The following is a 15,459-nucleotide window of genomic DNA, read 5'->3' as shown; positions in this document are numbered from 1 at the left end:
GAAAGAATGATTGACGAATAACTCACAGAGATAGATTCTTTTTTAGTTATTTACTAACTTCCACTACGAATGGAACTATAAAGACTTTGTTACTGCGCTGAAACTCTCCCCAAATTTTATAGACGCCAGGTGAAGGAAATGTTGTATGGAACATAGCATTAGATCCTTTTACCCTTTCATCCATTGGGTGTACGTGCAGATATTTTGTTGCGTCTTGATTTAGAATGACAACGTGTCCTACAGCTCCAAGGTATGGTTGTAAATCCTGAATAGGCTGTTTAGTTTTAGCGTCTTCAAAATGAAAATTTAGCATAGTTTCCTGATTCGCTTTTAGCTGGCTATCTATTTTAAGAGACACTTGATTCCCATTCGCAGTTTTTACCAATGTCTTATCAGGTGTAAGGCTAACAGGAGCTGGTGTATTTCCTTTAACAGAAACCGTATGCATTTGAACTGTATCCGATTGTCCTTTCGGTACAAAGTCAGCAATTAACTGAAATGATCCTCCCTGAGTAAACGTAACAGGTACTGTGAACACACCTTTTCCCTTATAAGTAGGATGGATGTGTTGATATTTTGACAAGTCTTTGCTTGCAACAATCAGATGCATTTTCTTTTCGTGATTTACCTCAAATTCAGAAATAGGCTTCCCTTTATTATCTTTGATTGTGATTGTTAACTGGTTGGTTGTATTAGCCTGAGGATAATGTTCAAACTTCCAATCGGTTTGTACTGCAACTTGTTGTTTTTCTTTTGAAGAATCGTTATGGTCCATGTTTGCCATGTCGTGTTTCATCTGCTTATGTTCAGAATCCTTATTACATGCTACCAAAGCAATCATAGTTAAGAGAGATACCACGATAAATAGTAACTTTTTCATATCTACACCCTTTCATTGTATTAAGTACTGCTGTCCACTATTTATACCAAATAGATGTGGAGAAACTATGCAGACCTATCCATACAAGTATAGCCTCTATACTCAAACACAGAATTAAGTAACAACCGATAAGTAATTACGTAAACTTACTTATAATAAATTGTGTTTAATAAAAATAAGAAATCTTAAAAGGCATGCGTATTAATACGCATGCCTTTTAAGTGAGCTTTCATAAAAAATCCCAAAGTATAAATATCAGATAATGCTTATAGGGTTCGTCAAAAATTATTTTATCAAATAAATGCTGACTGTTAAATATGGAAATATAATCAATTAAATAGGTTTATTTGGATAATATTAGTGAATTAGATACAATTACATAACTAGAAAGGTGTGTAAAATGACTATAAACTATACTTCTACCGACAGTATATTTGATACTGTTTCACAACGTTAACGAAATTAAATTTACTCCTTCTTACGAACTTCCACTAGAAATAATTTTTTATCAAAGACTCCTCTTTTATCAGCTTTATGTTGTCTAACTCTCTCTAAATCTTCGATGGAAAATCCATGACACTTTGTTAATCCATAGATTACTTCTAATAAATCTGCAAGTTCTTCTATAGCCTCATTTGAGTTAGAAGCTGCTAAATCCTCATTTAATTCTTCCTGACTTTTCCTTTGAAGTTCTTTTAAATAATCCTGTTCTGTTAAAACTTCAACCACACACTCGCCTTCGGATTCTTGGATAATTTCGGGTATGCGGTCTCTAATTAGTTTATTGTAAATGGTCATTTATCTTATCTCCTTTATAATTAGAATGTTTACTATATAGACGCAGCAGAACTATCTAAACAAAAAAACAAGCCTTTGAAAACAAATGCTTGTTTTTGTTTAGAACTTATTAATATAAACTGTTAGAAGGTATTTTTCAGCTGTATCTACATTGATTAGTTTTTTACATTTTCATATTCAACAACACGTTTCATTGCTTGAATGTGGCCTAAATGATTGGATTCATGTAATACGGCCAAACCTGCTAATTCTTCAAAAGTTTCAAATCCCATAAATGGTTTTTGAAGTGTTGCCTTTAATTGTTCATTTGGAATTTGCTGAAGACGAATGGACTGATCCTTGAGCTGAATAATCAATTCGTCTAAGCTAGGCACCTTATCCTTCCAATCATCTGGTTTTGTACCATTACCAAACAATTCGATATAGTTTGCTGGAAGGTAAGTCGTTTTTTCTGGAAAGCCAAACATTAATTGCTCAGTGAATGTTAATACATGACCAACATGCCAATGAATTGTATTGTTAAAACCATCTGGCTGAACACTCGCTACTTCTTTAGAAATAGATTCTACATTTCTTATAAAGTAATCCTTTGCCACTTTAAACTGCTTAAATACTAATTCATTCATATAGTCTCACTACCTTTCAATCATTATTTTTCACTCTAATATTCCTATACAGGTATTTGATATTTAGGTGAGAAAGAACGTAATCTCACAACAGAATGCTTTAAATGTCTAACTAGCTGATTTACTTCATCTTCAGTGGTTAGTGCTCCTATACTTATACGAATTGAGCTTCTAATTTCGTCATCTGTCCTCCCAATTGCTTTTAATACATGAGATAGTTTTGATGACGTAGAACTACATGCGGAAGCAATAGATACGCAAAATCCTAATTCATTTAACATACTGGCTAAGGATTCTCCTCTAATACCAGAAAATTGAATATTTATTGTGGAAGGAACATTCGCATGTATGTCTCCGTTTATTAAACAATCCTCAATTTCTGTATGGAGATTAGTTAAGAATAAGTTACGTAGGTACTCTATCTTTGTAAGATTGAAGTATAGATCTTCTTGAACTATTTTTGCAGCAATCCCAAAACCGACAATACCTGCTACATTTTCTGTTCCAGAGCGCATACCAAATTCTTGAGACCCTCCAAGGATAAGAGGAGGAATATTCACACCTTCACGTAAATATAAACAGCCTACTCCCTTAGGTCCATAAATCTTATGCGCTGACATAGATAAACTGTCAATTGGAAGTTCCTTTAAATTAACAGGTATTTTCCCAACTGCCTGTACTGCGTCGCAATGGAAATGAATATTGTGCTTTTTACACAGATTACCTATTTCTTTTATAGGCTGTATAGATCCAATTTCATTATTTACCATCATGACTGTAACAAGAACTGTTTGGCTAGTCATAGCTCTTTCGATATCATTAACATCCACAATACCAGCCGAATTGACAGGTATTGTGGTAATTTGAAATCCATGATGCTTTCTTAAGTAATCACACGTTTTTAAGATAGCTGGATGTTCAATTGAACTTGTAATAATATGCTTCTTCTTTGAACTTTTTGCTGCAATGCCTTTTAATATAGTGGAATTCGCCTCAGATCCACCACTTGTAAAAAATACATTACCATCCTCAACACCGATAAGATTAGCTATATCTTTACGTGCTATTTCAATGGCCTCTTTAGTACGATATCCTATAGAATAAGTGCTCGACGGATTTCCGAAATGATTATGAAGATACGGTAACATACCTTCTAATACTCTTGGATCAATAGGAGTAGTGGCATTATAGTCAAAATAAATAGGTGTATGCATTGTTAAAATGCACCTTCCCCTTCTATCAGAAACTCTTTCTGTTCAAATTTCTTTTTTGTTGGATTTGCACACTGATTTAGAATATTTAAAGCAATATCCACACAGTGAAGCTGTGAAGGTTCTAACTCACCTAACCATTCAACAACGTTACTTCGTGTAATAGACGAAATTTCAGTTTTAGACATACCAACTATTTTTTCTGAAACAATACTTGCTGTAGCAATAGATGTAGAGCATCCATAAGCTCTATAAGCCACATCGGAGATAACCTCTTGGTTTAACTTTAAATACATGTGTACTGTATCACCACAAATAGGATTACTGATTTCGATCACATAGTCCGCATCTGTAAGTTCACCAATATTCCTAGGATTCATAAAATGATCACAGATTATATCATTGAACATTTTAAATTCCTCCTTTGATAGCCATGCCTTTTTCTTTTTCTTCAATAAACTTTTCAAGGTTAATTGCACAACAACCTACTTCTACGCCTGGCATCCTTGAAATATATACTAGTGTCTGTCCATTACGACCACATTCGCAAGATGTATCTTTTCTTAAATAGCCAACATCTTCTGTCAGAACGAAGCCTGGATAAGAAATAGAAGTTGGATCATAAATAGCAATAACGCCTCTTTCTCCATATTCAACTTCTTCTAAGACATTGTGTGGGTTACGCATAGAAACGTGGACCCATGGTGGAATATGTTTTTCTTGTTTATGGCATTCTACTGCAAGCATATTAGCTTCCACCAATCCATACATATCCCTTACATTGTATGATTGAACACCTAAATATTCATGGCAAAGCTCATTAAATTCTGCTCGTGGAATTTCTTCACCAGTGAACCTTTTCCATCCTCCAAGCGTAATAATAAAGCTATTCTTTTCTAAATTAAGTTTAATATTGCGATCCATACAATATTTAATTAATCTATATACTAAAAATGGGGGACCTACTATATGTCTAGTATGCTTTCCATCCCAACTTTGTAAGACTTCTACAGCTTTTTCGGGGTTGAATGTTATTTTCTTTACTAAATTAACACTACCATCTAATAAACCAGCAAAAACGTTCAGTGCTTTTACCATTCCCATTTCAGGCATTTCTTCTGTAGGTGGAAAAAGGAATAATCCCATTCCTCTAGAAAGCTTAAAAAACTCTCTATACGTTGTTACAACACTATCAAATGCGCTGTCCATCGTTAAACGATCACGACGAGATACACTAGGAATACCACTTGTTCCAGTGCTTCTCATTTCAAATTCGACCTCATTTAATTTTGATGTCATAAGGAGATGGGAATCACATTGTTTAAATGTTTGAACTGGTATTAAAGGGATTTTTGTTAGATCATCAAAACCCTTTACGTCCTCAGGACGAACATCTTTCTTCTTACATAAATCACGATAAAATTCGTTGTTTTCATAATGATAGTGAAAGTTATCTGCTATAATACTGCCTTTATATTCATTTACTGTATCAAAAGGCATTTTATAAAGATTATGAGCACTGCCCACTAAAGTATTTAATGGAGATAGTCCTAGTTCTTTTAACTGAGTAGATAAGTTCATTTAATAGCCTCCTTAGTGTTTAGAGCTTGTATTTGTTTTACTAACACTACAACGTCCTCAATTGTTTTACACCAGCCATAGTCCTCAGTTGGAATGCTAATATCTAACTTTTGTTCTAAATCTAAAACAAGTTCTAAACGATCAGTTGAATCTAGCGATAAATCTCCAGACAAATTGCTATCCATTTTAATATCCGTTTCTTTTAAAGGTGAAAAAACTAAAATAGACTCTCTTATCATCATAAAAATCTTATCGTTTTCCATAGTTAGGACCCCCACTAAAACTTTTCATATTAATTAAGTTATATGATTTGCCAAGAACTTGGCGTCTTCTCCAACCCCTAATAATAAGGCGGAACCTCGTCGGTATTGCCATGATAACCCTAGAAAGTAAAGACCCTTTTCTTTTGTTATGCCTCGATCATGAATCACATTATTGTTTTTATCAATTATATTAGGGACTTCAATCCATTCGTAATCATTGTGGTAACCAGTGGCCCAGATGATATTCTCTGGTTGGACCTTCTCGCCATTTTGAAAAATTAAACTCTCACCGTCTGCCTTTGAAACTTTTGAAACCTTTTTAACAGCTCCTCTACTTAGCAGTGGTTTTAACTCTTTCCCTATAATTGGATCATGTTTTTTCATAAACTGCCCCAATTTTGAATGGATAGTTGCTTTTGATACTCCAAGCACTTGAAACCACCAAAAAATACTCCTGTTCAGTAATGTATAGGGTAGGAATTTCATTCGTTTACCTACAGATAGATAAACTTCTCTGCTTTCAGCTAACTCCGTTGCAATCTGCACACCTGAATTACCAGCACCTACAATTAAAGTCGTTCCTTCTTTTAATTGAGACGAATTTCTGTAATGAGCTGCATGAATCTGAAAAATGTCTTTTGAGACATCTTTCTCAATATCTGGTACAAAGGGTTTTTGAAAGGGACCAGTCGCAACTACTATATTTTTCGCTACGTAATTCCCCTTATTAGTAACGAGGTGGAACTGTTCATTCTCTTTAAATAAATTAGTAACTGCTGTATTCAGTTGAACTGGAAGATTATAATGATGACTATAATTCTCTAAATAATCGGCAATCTCATCTTTGTTAGGGTAACCATGTGGCGATCCTTCTACGTTCATACCCGGCAGTGCACTATGAGATCTAGGTGTAAACAAGGTTAAAGAATCGTAACGATGACGCCAAGAGTCCCCAACTCTACTATTAGAATCTATAATTAAAAATGAAAGAGATTTTTGTTTTAAATAATAACCAATAGCTAGTCCTGCTTGCCCAGCACCAATTACAATTGTGTTATATAAATCTCCCATTTAACATCCCTCCTTCAACAATAGTAAGTACATTATGCATAGTAGGATGAATTTATTAGGAAAAGAGGGAAAAGAACGAATTTAATTATGCCAAACCTCTAAACCATTATTTAAATACGCGTTTTTACAAGCACGCCTTTGGATTTTTCCACTAGATGTTTTTGGTATACTGCTAGTCTTTAAAAGATAAATAGAATATGGCTGAACTTCATGTTCCTCCATTACTTGTTGACGGATGCTCCTTAAAACATTGTCTAAATAACCTTTTAATTCTCTTTCTTTGTGTGGTCTAGGCCTATATTTACGTTCAATTTCAGCAACTATAATCAACTTTTCTTCCCCATTAATATCAACAGAGAACGCAGCGCTGGCTCCTGAAATAATAGCTTCATCTGCTTTTTCCACAGTTAATTCAATATCTTGTGGGTAATGGTTTTTCCCTCTCAATACAATGACATCTTTTAGTCTACCTGTTACAAAAAGCTGGCCTTCATGAAAGAACCCTAAATCCCCAGTTCTAAAAAAACCATTTTCGTTTGTGTCTTTCACTGTATTATTAAACGCATAATTTGTTTCTTGTTCCCGTCCAAAATATCCTTTTGCTATACTGTCTCCTTTAACCCAAATTTCACCTATTTCATTTAATGCACACTTGGATAAGGAATCAGTATTAACAATTTCTACTTTCTGATCAAGCCAAGTCATACCGCAACCAACTAATTTAACTGAATCTTCAGAATTTGTAGGTCGCTCTATAGCTTTATTTTCTAGAAGACTTTCTTTGCAAAAGCCTTTGGAGACAGGCTTTGTTAATTTTTCATTACCTGTTATAAATAAAGTTGCCTCGGCCATACCGTAGCATGGAAAAAATTGATTTAGTTTAAAATCACAATCTTTAAAAGCCCGGGCAAACTTTTGAATAGTTTCATAACGCACGGGTTCAGCCCCATTAAAAGCAACTTCCCAACTACTCAAATCAAGCTGCATCTTTTGTTCATCTGTAATCTTTTTTAGACATAAGTCATAAGCAAAATTGGGTCCACCACTAATAGTTGCTTTGTACTTTGAAATAGCACTTAGCCATCGAAAAGGTTTTTGTAAAAAATCCATTGGCGACATAAATACACATTTAGCCCCAAGATATAGTGGTTGTAGAATGTTACCTATTAACCCCATATCATGATACATTGGTAGCCATCCGAGCATGACTGTATCCTCGTTATGCTGACAAGCTGCTTTAATCATGGCTTCATTGTGCAAGATATTACCATGAGTGACCATCACTCCTTTAGGAGAAGATGTAGATCCTGAAGTATATTGTAAAAAAGCTAAAGATTCTTTATCTACCTTTGGTTGCGACCACTGATCCCGATAATCATGAGATATATCGTCAATCGGAATCCACTTTAGATTCATATTTGAAAGTTCATCTGAGAAATGAAAACTTATTTTTGAATGCAGTTGAGTAGTTGTCAAGATGATATTAGTAGCTGAATCATCCATAATTGCTTTTAAACGTTCCATATTTCTACTTAACCCGGGAAGGTACACAGGTACGGGTGTTACATTCGCATAGATACATCCTAGAAAGGCTTTAACATAGTCTATCCCCGATGGATACATTAAAAGAGCTCGTTGTCCTTCTAAACCTAAATGTTGTAGGTAAGCAGCGATTTGCTGAGCATACATATGAAGTTCTTGATAGGTAATATTAGTTTCATCTTGGTTATCATTAGATAAAAATGTGTAGACTACTTTTTCAGGATGTATCATCGCTTTATGTGATAACAAGTCTATCATTGAAGAATAATTACTATTTGGAATAGTAGGATTGTCTATCAACTTTTCCATGCGGTCTACACCTCTTTTTAGTGTTCTAAAATCACAAAATCAAAAGTTCTACTCTCTTTCAAAGGCATTGATGGCATTTACACTATGACTAATTGCAGCACCAGCTTTAAGTGCAGCTGCTACAGTCACTGCTTCTAAAATCTCATCCATAGTTCCACCTAGTTTTTTATACTTAGCTACATGAGCTTCAATGCAATATGGACATCCTGTTGTATGAGCCACGGCAATAGCAATCAACTCTTTTGTTTTAGGAGGAATCGTACCCGTATTAAAGACTTCATGTTCAAACTGCATAAATTTTGCTGCAACCTTTGGCGACCTTTCCTTTAATTCACCTAATCTATTTAAATATGATTTTTTATATAAAGTATCGTCTGACATCTTTTATTTCTCCCCTCATTGTTTAAATATAAGTAACTATCATAAAGAATAAAACAAACTACTTTAAAATAATAAAAACTTATTTAATCATCGGACGATTTTCCCACCCCTTTTTCATAATGGTGAAATTTAACTACTCTGAAACAGAAGAAAATTAACCTATAATTACCTCTATTTGTAAAAAAAGCAGCTACAAATGGATTCTACAAACAATATTTTGGGTTGTCAATCACTTTATTTGAAATTTAAGAATAATTTAATAACTATTTCACAAGACTTTTAGGAGGTAAAATAAAGGCTATTTATTCACTAGGATAAGTACATTAGTATGCTTAAAATTATATTAATAAAATCAAAGCAAGACTCATTTCAGGAGGTATTTTTGAGAAGTTTTAAAAAAAATAAGTGGAGTATAAGATATAAGAAAGTTTAGATGTTTTTTTAGAGCAGATGAATCTTTATTTAAAAGTGAGATATTCACTATGTATAATATGTCTCTATAACACTCAAACGCTTTTTTGAATGTTAAAACATATGACAACGCTACCATTTTTACCAAAAAAGAATGTCACAAAAAAATTTTAAAAAAAAATGAAGTTTACATTTGGAAATGAAGGTAAAAGATGAGAATGATAGTGTGAGGGATTATATCTATCTGCATTCAAGATCTCTTCTGGAAGTTATCCTAGATATAATCCCATTTTTTATAAAAGCCTAGGTGATGCTGCTGTTTTTAAAATTGCTTATTGAAGTAAGTTTGGAACTCTTTACAAGTTAAATTTTATCTTATGCTTCAATTTCAAAACCTGAAGACTGTAATGGACCAATTGTAATTAAGCTAACTAACTGCACTGCCATATGTTTAGGAGAGTAGACTAAATCATTATTAACCCACCATTCTACAGTACCAATCAATGCTGAAGAAATGAAATGTATTAATAATTCTGGAGGAGTTGAAAATTTTTGTTCTTGTAAATTTATTGTGGCGAATTCTTTTCTGAATTTCTCTAGAATAACCCCTTGCATTTTGCGATTAAATCCATGTACCCCTTTTTCACTTAACATAATTTGATAAAAAGTAGCATGGTGGAAAATATTTGTGAATATAGCTTCAATCATTGATTGAAACTGTGATATTTTCACCCTTTTCTTTTGAATGTATATACAAGGGTTAATAATATCTGTTAGTTCCTCAAAAACTTCGTCAATTAGTTTATCCACCAAATCTTGCTTATCTACATAGTGAAGATAAAAGGTAGCCCTGTTAATTAATGCATTGTCTGCAATATCCCTAATGGTAATAGATTCATAGCCTTTCTCTTGAATTAAATCAATAAACGATTCTTTAATCATTTTTCGTGTTCGAATAACACGCAAATCTGTTTTTTTAAACATTTTCTCATCACCTGTCTATGATTTCATTTTTAATTAACACTCAGGACTCATGTGTTGTATATATAACAAATAGCGCAATATTGATTATTGAGTATGTGAGAATAAGGAATATAATTACATTGTATATAACAAGGCGTTTCTTATGCAACGCCCTGTCAATGAAAACAAGATGTTCAGGAGGGAGATTACGTGTGCGTATTTAAGAGTTTTTTTTCACAAAAAAGATTTTGGGGGAGCTTACTAGGAATTATCATTGTCGTTATGATTTTTAGTATTGCTTTCATAGGATCAATTGTTAATCCCACTCCGAAGGACTTGCCTGTTGCATTGGTGGTAAATGATAAAGCTGCTAAACTGCCTAATAACACAAAACTAAATGCTGGAGAGCAATATAAAGAAGCGTTACTAGATAATAAAGATATTCCCTTTAAATGGTCAGTGATTGACACAAGAGAAGATGCTATCAGTGCAATGAATGAAAAGAAATACTATGCAACGATTGTGATTCCAGAGAATATGTCTCAACAAATTTTGTCACTTCAATCTCCTTCACCTCAAAAGCCAGAAGTAGAGGTAATTATTAATCAAGGAATGCATTACACGGCTGCTAATACAACAAAGCAGGTTATCGATCAATTGCTTTCTAAAATAAATGGTCAAATTCAGGATACTGTTTTTACCCAGTTAGAGACTAATAAAGCTACTATTACTCCTTCGCAAGCGAAACTTTTGAGCAGCCCTTTACTTGTGAAGAATGAAACAGTTAACGAAGTTGGAGATCATACAGCCAATGGAAATGCCCCTGTATTATTTACACAAATAATATGGATCGCAGTCATTATTAGTTCTGTTATTCATTTTGTTATTATGAAGAAGGTTACAAATGGCCGTATAAGTATCCGATCTGTTTTAGCTCAATTAGTTGCAGGACTACTATTTGCAACCGCCATTGCTTCTACAGTCCTTTTATTTACCGATAATGTATTAAACGTTAATATATCTGACTTCCAGACAACATTCTTATTTTTACTCTTTACTGCATTTATGTTTTATTTACTTCAAAACGCTATTTTAAATTGGTTAGGATTAGTAGGAGTTCCATTATTCATCTTACTTTTTCTCTTCTCAATTCCGGTATTAAATTTACCTCCAGAGTTTCTACCTACAGTAACTCAAGATTGGTTTTATTCATGGGTTCCTTTTAAATATAGTGTAGAAGGTCTACGTAATATCTTCTACTTTGGAGGGCATGATATTGAAAGCTATTTATTTGTTCTAGGAATGATAGGTGTGGCTTCATTTATAATCATATCGCTCTCTATACTCAAAACAACAAGTAAAGAAAAAACAATGGTAGCTGTAGAAAAGTAATTTTTATGTATTAATAAAAAAGACCTTGAGAAGAGCAAGATATATAACTTACTCTTCTCAAGGTCCTATTTGTTTTAAGCAATCTTTTGATATCTTTTTAATTACATGTAAGCTAAAAGCCTATACTTGACCTTAAACTTCAGGAGTTGGTGTTGGTTTTGCATAACCACTTTTATATTTTTCATCAATTGATTGACGAATTTGTTTAATTGATTTGCCAGATTCCAAATCAGGAACGGATTGAGCTGCTATTTCGAGACAAACACCACATTTTGTTCCATGGTCATCCCATACTACCTTTCCATCTCTTTTATTCTCATGGATAAAGCAATCATAGTTATTTTTATCCCCTGTCGATTCACCACAGCCACAGTAGTATGGAATATTCTCTAGTAGCTCTTTATTTTGGGCAGCATTCGCGTAAATGGTTTGCACCTCTTCTGGTTTATCCTTCAAAAATTCAGGTAAAACCTCATTACTAGCTGTTTCTTCGCTTGTATTTGAACTTGAACAGGCTGTAGAAACTATGCTTACTATTAGCATGATTAATACGACTAAAGACTTTTTATGCAACTAATCCTATAATAGTAAGGAAAAGTTTGACCTACAAGGTATATCCATCATTCTTGTCGTTTTTAAAACAACTAATAATAAAATCCCTTTAATGACCATGAAATAGTGAAAGTGAATACTGATAAACGTAAATAATTAATACTCTTAAACCTATAAGCATCCATACATGTAGAAGTCTAAAATGAGTTACAGCCTGGCCTATTACTTTATGAAAGATAACCAAGGACAATGTACCGATTGGTCCCCCAGTCGATAAAGCTTGTAATTTAAGTGAGGAGGCTTGTACGCTTTCTCCAATTAATAAACTCCCACCTAAGGATAAAGATAAGAAGGCTACAATTAGTAAAAAGGATAATTGAGGTACTTTTGCTACAGAAAGAACAGTCATGATTGCCCTGCACTCTGGAACCTGGTGTAAAATGGTGGCTACGAACACAGAAATTAATTGGTGTATATCGGTTATACCAAATGTAATATCAGTAATGACATTATGAAAGAATGGTCACTCAATCGTTTTTTCTATATCAATTAATTGTTGTAATAAAATCTTTTCTCCTTCTGAGCTTAGCACGATATTACCTATATACACTTTATTTTTATCACTTACCTTACCAGTGATAGCACAGGGTTTACTTTCACCACATTTTTCGATAATTATTGCTTCATTTTCTATAGACATCTCCACATAACTCTCACTGCCTTTTATCCCTAAGGTTCGTCGTAGTTCACTAGGGAATGTGACACGTCCAAATTTACCCAGACCTTTAATCAGCCCTATTTTTTTCATTTTCTCACTCCTAATTTAAATTATCTTTTTCTTGTTTATTTTCTTTTAATAAAAGTAATATATGAATTTAAACTAATAACAAAGATTTATTAAGCCTCATTTTATGATACAAACTACAGAATTAAACAAAAATCTACATAAAATCAGCCAATAATATCCATTAAATTATTTATATGTAAAAAAGTATTTAAATCCATATATGATAACATTAAATGTTTCTATATATAAATAATGGAGGATACGCACTTCTTACTTATCGAATCATTCACAAAAAATAATTTAGAAAATTTATAATTTTTGTCGTTTTCTGTATGATTATATAGTTCCTATTATAAATTAAAGATACGATTTCGCTGGGGAGAAATGAAAGCGTTTAATAATAGTTTATCTTTTCTTAATTCTACTTCAAGGGATTGAAGATATTTATAAACTAACTACAGAAAAAAATTGCTCTCATTGTATCCTTATTAATGACTTAAAGGAGTGTCACTATCTCTTCAAGTTACGCTGATGTATCAACTCCTTTTGAAGCTAAGCAGACTACGATATCTACTATAATCCTTCCCTTACAAAGAAAGGGAGGAGGATGTAATAGTCTTTCTATAATTACTACAACTTATATGAGAGAGGTTAAAAAAATGAATCATTTACAGCGTAGGATGGGAACTTTTTCTTTAACAATGGTTGGACTAGGTTCAATCATTGGTTCAGGTTGGTTATTCGGGGCATGGAGAGCAGCTCAAATTGCTGGACCTGCTGCTATTATTTCCTGGATTATCGGTATGATTGTTATTTTATTTATCGGACTTTCTTACAGCGAGCTTGGATCTATGTTTCCGGAAGCAGGAGGTATGGTTAAATATACACAATATTCTCACGGATCGTTTCTTGGATTTATTGCTGCTTGGGCAAACTGGATTGCTATTGTATCTGTTATCCCAGTTGAAGCTGTTGCCTCTGTACAATACATGAGTTCTTGGCCCTGGGAATGGGCAAAGTGGACAAGTAGTTTAGTGAAAAATGGCACGCTTACTTTACCTGGATTAGGCATTGCTTCTGTTTTATTACTTATTTATTTCTTACTAAATTATTGGACAGTAAGTCTCTTTTCCAAAGCAAATTCACTCATCACAATCTTTAAGATAGTGATTCCTGGCTTAACAATTGGATCACTTTTATTTGCCGGTTTTCATAGTGGAAATTTTACGTCTGGAGAAGGCATCGCGCCAAATGGTTGGGCAAGCGTACTAACGGCGGTAGCAACGTCCGGTATTGTATTTGCATTTAATGGTTTTCAAAGCCCTATTAATATGGCTGGAGAAGCAAAGAATCCTGGGCGTTCTATTCCATTAGCTGTAGTAGGGTCGATTCTAATTGCTACCGTTATTTATATCTTATTACAGGTTGCGTTTATTGGAGCAGTTGACCCTTCTATGGTTGTTCATGGATGGAGTCACCTTAATTTCAACTCTCCATTTGCTGATTTGGCTATTGCTTTAAGTATTAACTGGCTTGTTATTGTATTGTACGCTGATGCATTTGTTTCTCCTTCTGGAACGGGAATAACCTATACTGCTACCACATCTCGTATGATATACGGTATGGAAAAGAATAAATATTTACCTGGTGTTTTAGGGAAATTGCACCCTATTTATGGTGTGCCACGTCAAGCAATGTTTTTCAATTTAGCCGTATCATTCATTTTCTTATTTCTATTCAGAGGTTGGGGTGTATTAGCTGAAATTATTTCAGTTGCGACATTAATCTCTTATATTACCGGGCCTGTTACAGCCATGACGTTAAGAAGAACGGGGAAAGAGTTGTACAGACCATTACATCTAAAGGGATTAAGTATTATTGCGCCATTAGGTTTTATATTTGCGTCATTAACTCTGTACTGGGCGAGGTGGCCACTTACAGGACAGGTGTTATTCATTATTATGATGGGTCTTCCTATTTACTTTTATTATCAAGCAAAGTTGAAATGGAAGGGGTTCCAGAAGAACTTCCTAGCTGGACTTTGGATGGTTACTTACTTATTATGTATGATGGTTATTTCATATTTAGGAAGTGAAAAGTTTGGTGGAATAAATGTTATTCGATACGGTTGGGACATGCTTATCATTACATGTTTGTCTCTTGCTTTTTATGTTTGGGCTGTAAAGAGTGGATTTAAAACAGAATACCTCAAGGAAGCCACCAAAGTAAATGAAGAAATGAGATTAAGGGAGAGAACAATAAAATCTCAATTAGATAAAGAAAAAGCTGTATAAAAATTGGTTTCTAATACAAGTATTTTATAAGTATGTGGAGATAGTTGTTATGTTGAAAAATAAGGTAGGAAGGTTAAAAACCTTTACGGTAGACTATTCTATATTAAAAAATAATAAAATAATTAATAATTCCATAGTCATGCAATCCATTAATGATCCAGATAAAATTGTAAGGTTAGCTAAATTGGATATATCTACAAAAGAAAGAGTGTTCATTCAAAATGTAAAAATTTTAAGATTTAAGTCCATCCCATCTCATGAACATAATTTAGAATAGAAGAAACTCTTCCAAAAGGGAATTTGCTTACAACAGCAAAAGCTTCTTTTGACGATGTTATTGAGATATTTTACTTGTCTTATTAGATGCCTAGGGCATCTTTTTTCTCTTTTCTCATATG

General features: G+C 33.5%; 17 protein-coding genes. 3 read left to right on the top strand and 14 right to left on the bottom strand.

Annotated features, from left to right (window positions below; genetic code table 11):
- Positions 1 to 46 precede the first annotated feature (46 nt).
- From MKY06_RS28905 to MKY06_RS28855, 11 genes are all read right to left on the bottom strand, one after another.
- A complete protein-coding gene (locus MKY06_RS28905; RefSeq protein WP_098400030.1) occupies positions 47 to 880 on the bottom strand; it encodes a hypothetical protein in 834 nt (277 codons plus the stop codon).
- Positions 881 to 1,348: 468 nt separating this feature from the next.
- The gene (locus tag MKY06_RS28900; RefSeq protein ID WP_098278684.1) at positions 1,349 to 1,678 is read right to left on the bottom strand and encodes a nucleoside triphosphate pyrophosphohydrolase; all 330 of its coding nucleotides are present in this window, start codon (positions 1,676 to 1,678) and stop codon (positions 1,349 to 1,351) included.
- 155 nt (positions 1,679 to 1,833) lie between these two features.
- Complete coding sequence (locus tag MKY06_RS28895; protein WP_098278683.1) at positions 1,834 to 2,304, bottom strand: DinB family protein; 471 nt, start codon at positions 2,302 to 2,304, stop codon at positions 1,834 to 1,836.
- Between the two features lie 44 nt (positions 2,305 to 2,348).
- Positions 2,349 to 3,518 carry a cysteine desulfurase family protein gene (locus MKY06_RS28890; protein WP_098278682.1) on the bottom strand — a complete coding sequence of 390 codons (1,170 nt, stop codon included), beginning with the start codon at positions 3,516 to 3,518 and terminating at the stop codon, positions 2,349 to 2,351.
- Between the two features lie 2 nt (positions 3,519 to 3,520).
- Positions 3,521 to 3,925 carry an iron-sulfur cluster assembly scaffold protein gene (locus MKY06_RS28885; protein WP_098278681.1) on the bottom strand — a complete coding sequence of 135 codons (405 nt, stop codon included), beginning with the start codon at positions 3,923 to 3,925 and terminating at the stop codon, positions 3,521 to 3,523.
- A gap of 1 nt (position 3,926) precedes the next feature.
- On the bottom strand, positions 3,927 to 5,096 hold the full coding sequence (locus MKY06_RS28880) for a LuxE/PaaK family acyltransferase (protein ID WP_098278680.1): 1,170 nt from the start codon (positions 5,094 to 5,096) through the stop codon (positions 3,927 to 3,929).
- A complete protein-coding gene (locus tag MKY06_RS28875) occupies positions 5,093 to 5,359 on the bottom strand; it encodes a phosphopantetheine-binding protein (RefSeq protein ID WP_053488334.1) in 267 nt (88 codons plus the stop codon). The genes MKY06_RS28880 and MKY06_RS28875 overlap by 4 nt, the downstream gene beginning before the upstream one ends.
- 33 nt (positions 5,360 to 5,392) lie before the next feature.
- Positions 5,393 to 6,430 (bottom strand): flavin-containing monooxygenase, encoded by a 1,038-nt coding sequence (locus MKY06_RS28870; protein ID WP_098322428.1) that lies wholly within the window; start codon positions 6,428 to 6,430, stop codon positions 5,393 to 5,395.
- Between the two features lie 81 nt (positions 6,431 to 6,511).
- Positions 6,512 to 8,281: a fatty acyl-AMP ligase gene (locus MKY06_RS28865; RefSeq protein ID WP_340962113.1), complete on the bottom strand. Its 1,770-nt coding sequence runs from the start codon at positions 8,279 to 8,281 to the stop codon at positions 6,512 to 6,514.
- A gap of 48 nt (positions 8,282 to 8,329) precedes the next feature.
- Positions 8,330 to 8,662 carry a carboxymuconolactone decarboxylase family protein gene (locus MKY06_RS28860; protein WP_043980830.1) on the bottom strand — a complete coding sequence of 111 codons (333 nt, stop codon included), beginning with the start codon at positions 8,660 to 8,662 and terminating at the stop codon, positions 8,330 to 8,332.
- Between the two features lie 786 nt (positions 8,663 to 9,448).
- On the bottom strand, positions 9,449 to 10,057 hold the full coding sequence (locus MKY06_RS28855; protein ID WP_338789697.1) for a TetR/AcrR family transcriptional regulator: 609 nt from the start codon (positions 10,055 to 10,057) through the stop codon (positions 9,449 to 9,451).
- 189 nt (positions 10,058 to 10,246) lie between these two features.
- Between MKY06_RS28855 and MKY06_RS28850 the strand changes: the two genes are divergently transcribed.
- The gene (locus tag MKY06_RS28850) at positions 10,247 to 11,428 is read left to right on the top strand and encodes a YhgE/Pip domain-containing protein (protein ID WP_340962112.1); all 1,182 of its coding nucleotides are present in this window, start codon (positions 10,247 to 10,249) and stop codon (positions 11,426 to 11,428) included.
- Positions 11,429 to 11,560: 132 nt separating this feature from the next.
- Here MKY06_RS28850 and MKY06_RS28845 read toward each other — a convergent pair whose 3' ends face one another.
- The 3 genes from MKY06_RS28845 to MKY06_RS28835 all read right to left on the bottom strand — a co-directional run bounded on the left by MKY06_RS28845 (position 11,561) and on the right by MKY06_RS28835 (position 12,788).
- Positions 11,561 to 11,971, bottom strand: coding sequence for a PCYCGC motif-containing (lipo)protein (locus MKY06_RS28845; protein WP_146274553.1), 411 nt, complete (start codon positions 11,969 to 11,971; stop codon positions 11,561 to 11,563).
- A 118-nt stretch (positions 11,972 to 12,089) separates the two neighbouring features.
- Positions 12,090 to 12,389 (bottom strand): hypothetical protein, encoded by a 300-nt coding sequence (locus MKY06_RS28840; protein ID WP_340962108.1) that lies wholly within the window; start codon positions 12,387 to 12,389, stop codon positions 12,090 to 12,092.
- A 114-nt stretch (positions 12,390 to 12,503) separates the two neighbouring features.
- Positions 12,504 to 12,788 (bottom strand): AbrB/MazE/SpoVT family DNA-binding domain-containing protein, encoded by a 285-nt coding sequence (locus MKY06_RS28835; RefSeq protein WP_035439552.1) that lies wholly within the window; start codon positions 12,786 to 12,788, stop codon positions 12,504 to 12,506.
- 638 nt (positions 12,789 to 13,426) lie between these two features.
- Between MKY06_RS28835 and MKY06_RS28830 the strand changes: the two genes are divergently transcribed.
- The gene (locus tag MKY06_RS28830) at positions 13,427 to 15,061 is read left to right on the top strand and encodes an APC family permease (protein WP_098278686.1); all 1,635 of its coding nucleotides are present in this window, start codon (positions 13,427 to 13,429) and stop codon (positions 15,059 to 15,061) included.
- A gap of 49 nt (positions 15,062 to 15,110) precedes the next feature.
- Entirely contained in the window at positions 15,111 to 15,338 is a 228-nt protein-coding gene (locus MKY06_RS28825) for a hypothetical protein (protein WP_194758253.1), read from the top strand.
- Positions 15,339 to 15,459: the final 121 nt, after the last annotated feature.

Origin of the sequence: Priestia sp. FSL P4-0332, from assembly GCF_038005845.1 — a bacterium.
Lineage (GTDB): Bacteria > Bacillota > Bacilli > Bacillales > Bacillaceae_H > Priestia.
Note: the sequence above shows the minus strand (reverse complement) of the source record. Positions and strands in the feature narration are given on the sequence as shown.

What these genes read in the sequence shown, in the direction of transcription:
- MKY06_RS28890 (WP_098278682.1), bottom strand. Translation starts at nt 3,518, where the DNA reads ATGCATACACCTATTTATTTTGACTATAATGCCACTACTCCTATTGAT.
- MKY06_RS28905 (WP_098400030.1), bottom strand. Translation starts at nt 880, where the DNA reads ATGAAAAAGTTACTATTTATCGTGGTATCTCTCTTAACTATGATTGCT.
- MKY06_RS28855 (WP_338789697.1), bottom strand. Translation starts at nt 10,057, where the DNA reads ATGTTTAAAAAAACAGATTTGCGTGTTATTCGAACACGAAAAATGATT.
- MKY06_RS28865 (WP_340962113.1), bottom strand. Translation starts at nt 8,281, where the DNA reads ATGGAAAAGTTGATAGACAATCCTACTATTCCAAATAGTAATTATTCT.
- MKY06_RS28885 (WP_098278681.1), bottom strand. Translation starts at nt 3,925, where the DNA reads ATGTTCAATGATATAATCTGTGATCATTTTATGAATCCTAGGAATATT.
- MKY06_RS28870 (WP_098322428.1), bottom strand. Translation starts at nt 6,430, where the DNA reads ATGGGAGATTTATATAACACAATTGTAATTGGTGCTGGGCAAGCAGGA.
- MKY06_RS28895 (WP_098278683.1), bottom strand. Translation starts at nt 2,304, where the DNA reads ATGAATGAATTAGTATTTAAGCAGTTTAAAGTGGCAAAGGATTACTTT.
- MKY06_RS28880 (WP_098278680.1), bottom strand. Translation starts at nt 5,096, where the DNA reads ATGAACTTATCTACTCAGTTAAAAGAACTAGGACTATCTCCATTAAAT.
- MKY06_RS28845 (WP_146274553.1), bottom strand. Translation starts at nt 11,971, where the DNA reads ATGCTAATAGTAAGCATAGTTTCTACAGCCTGTTCAAGTTCAAATACA.
- MKY06_RS28900 (WP_098278684.1), bottom strand. Translation starts at nt 1,678, where the DNA reads ATGACCATTTACAATAAACTAATTAGAGACCGCATACCCGAAATTATC.
- MKY06_RS28825 (WP_194758253.1), top strand. Translation starts at nt 15,111, where the DNA reads ATGTTGAAAAATAAGGTAGGAAGGTTAAAAACCTTTACGGTAGACTAT.
- MKY06_RS28840 (WP_340962108.1), bottom strand. Translation starts at nt 12,389, where the DNA reads ATGACTGTTCTTTCTGTAGCAAAAGTACCTCAATTATCCTTTTTACTA.
- MKY06_RS28875 (WP_053488334.1), bottom strand. Translation starts at nt 5,359, where the DNA reads ATGGAAAACGATAAGATTTTTATGATGATAAGAGAGTCTATTTTAGTT.
- MKY06_RS28860 (WP_043980830.1), bottom strand. Translation starts at nt 8,662, where the DNA reads ATGTCAGACGATACTTTATATAAAAAATCATATTTAAATAGATTAGGT.
- MKY06_RS28835 (WP_035439552.1), bottom strand. Translation starts at nt 12,788, where the DNA reads ATGAAAAAAATAGGGCTGATTAAAGGTCTGGGTAAATTTGGACGTGTC.
- MKY06_RS28830 (WP_098278686.1), top strand. Translation starts at nt 13,427, where the DNA reads ATGAATCATTTACAGCGTAGGATGGGAACTTTTTCTTTAACAATGGTT.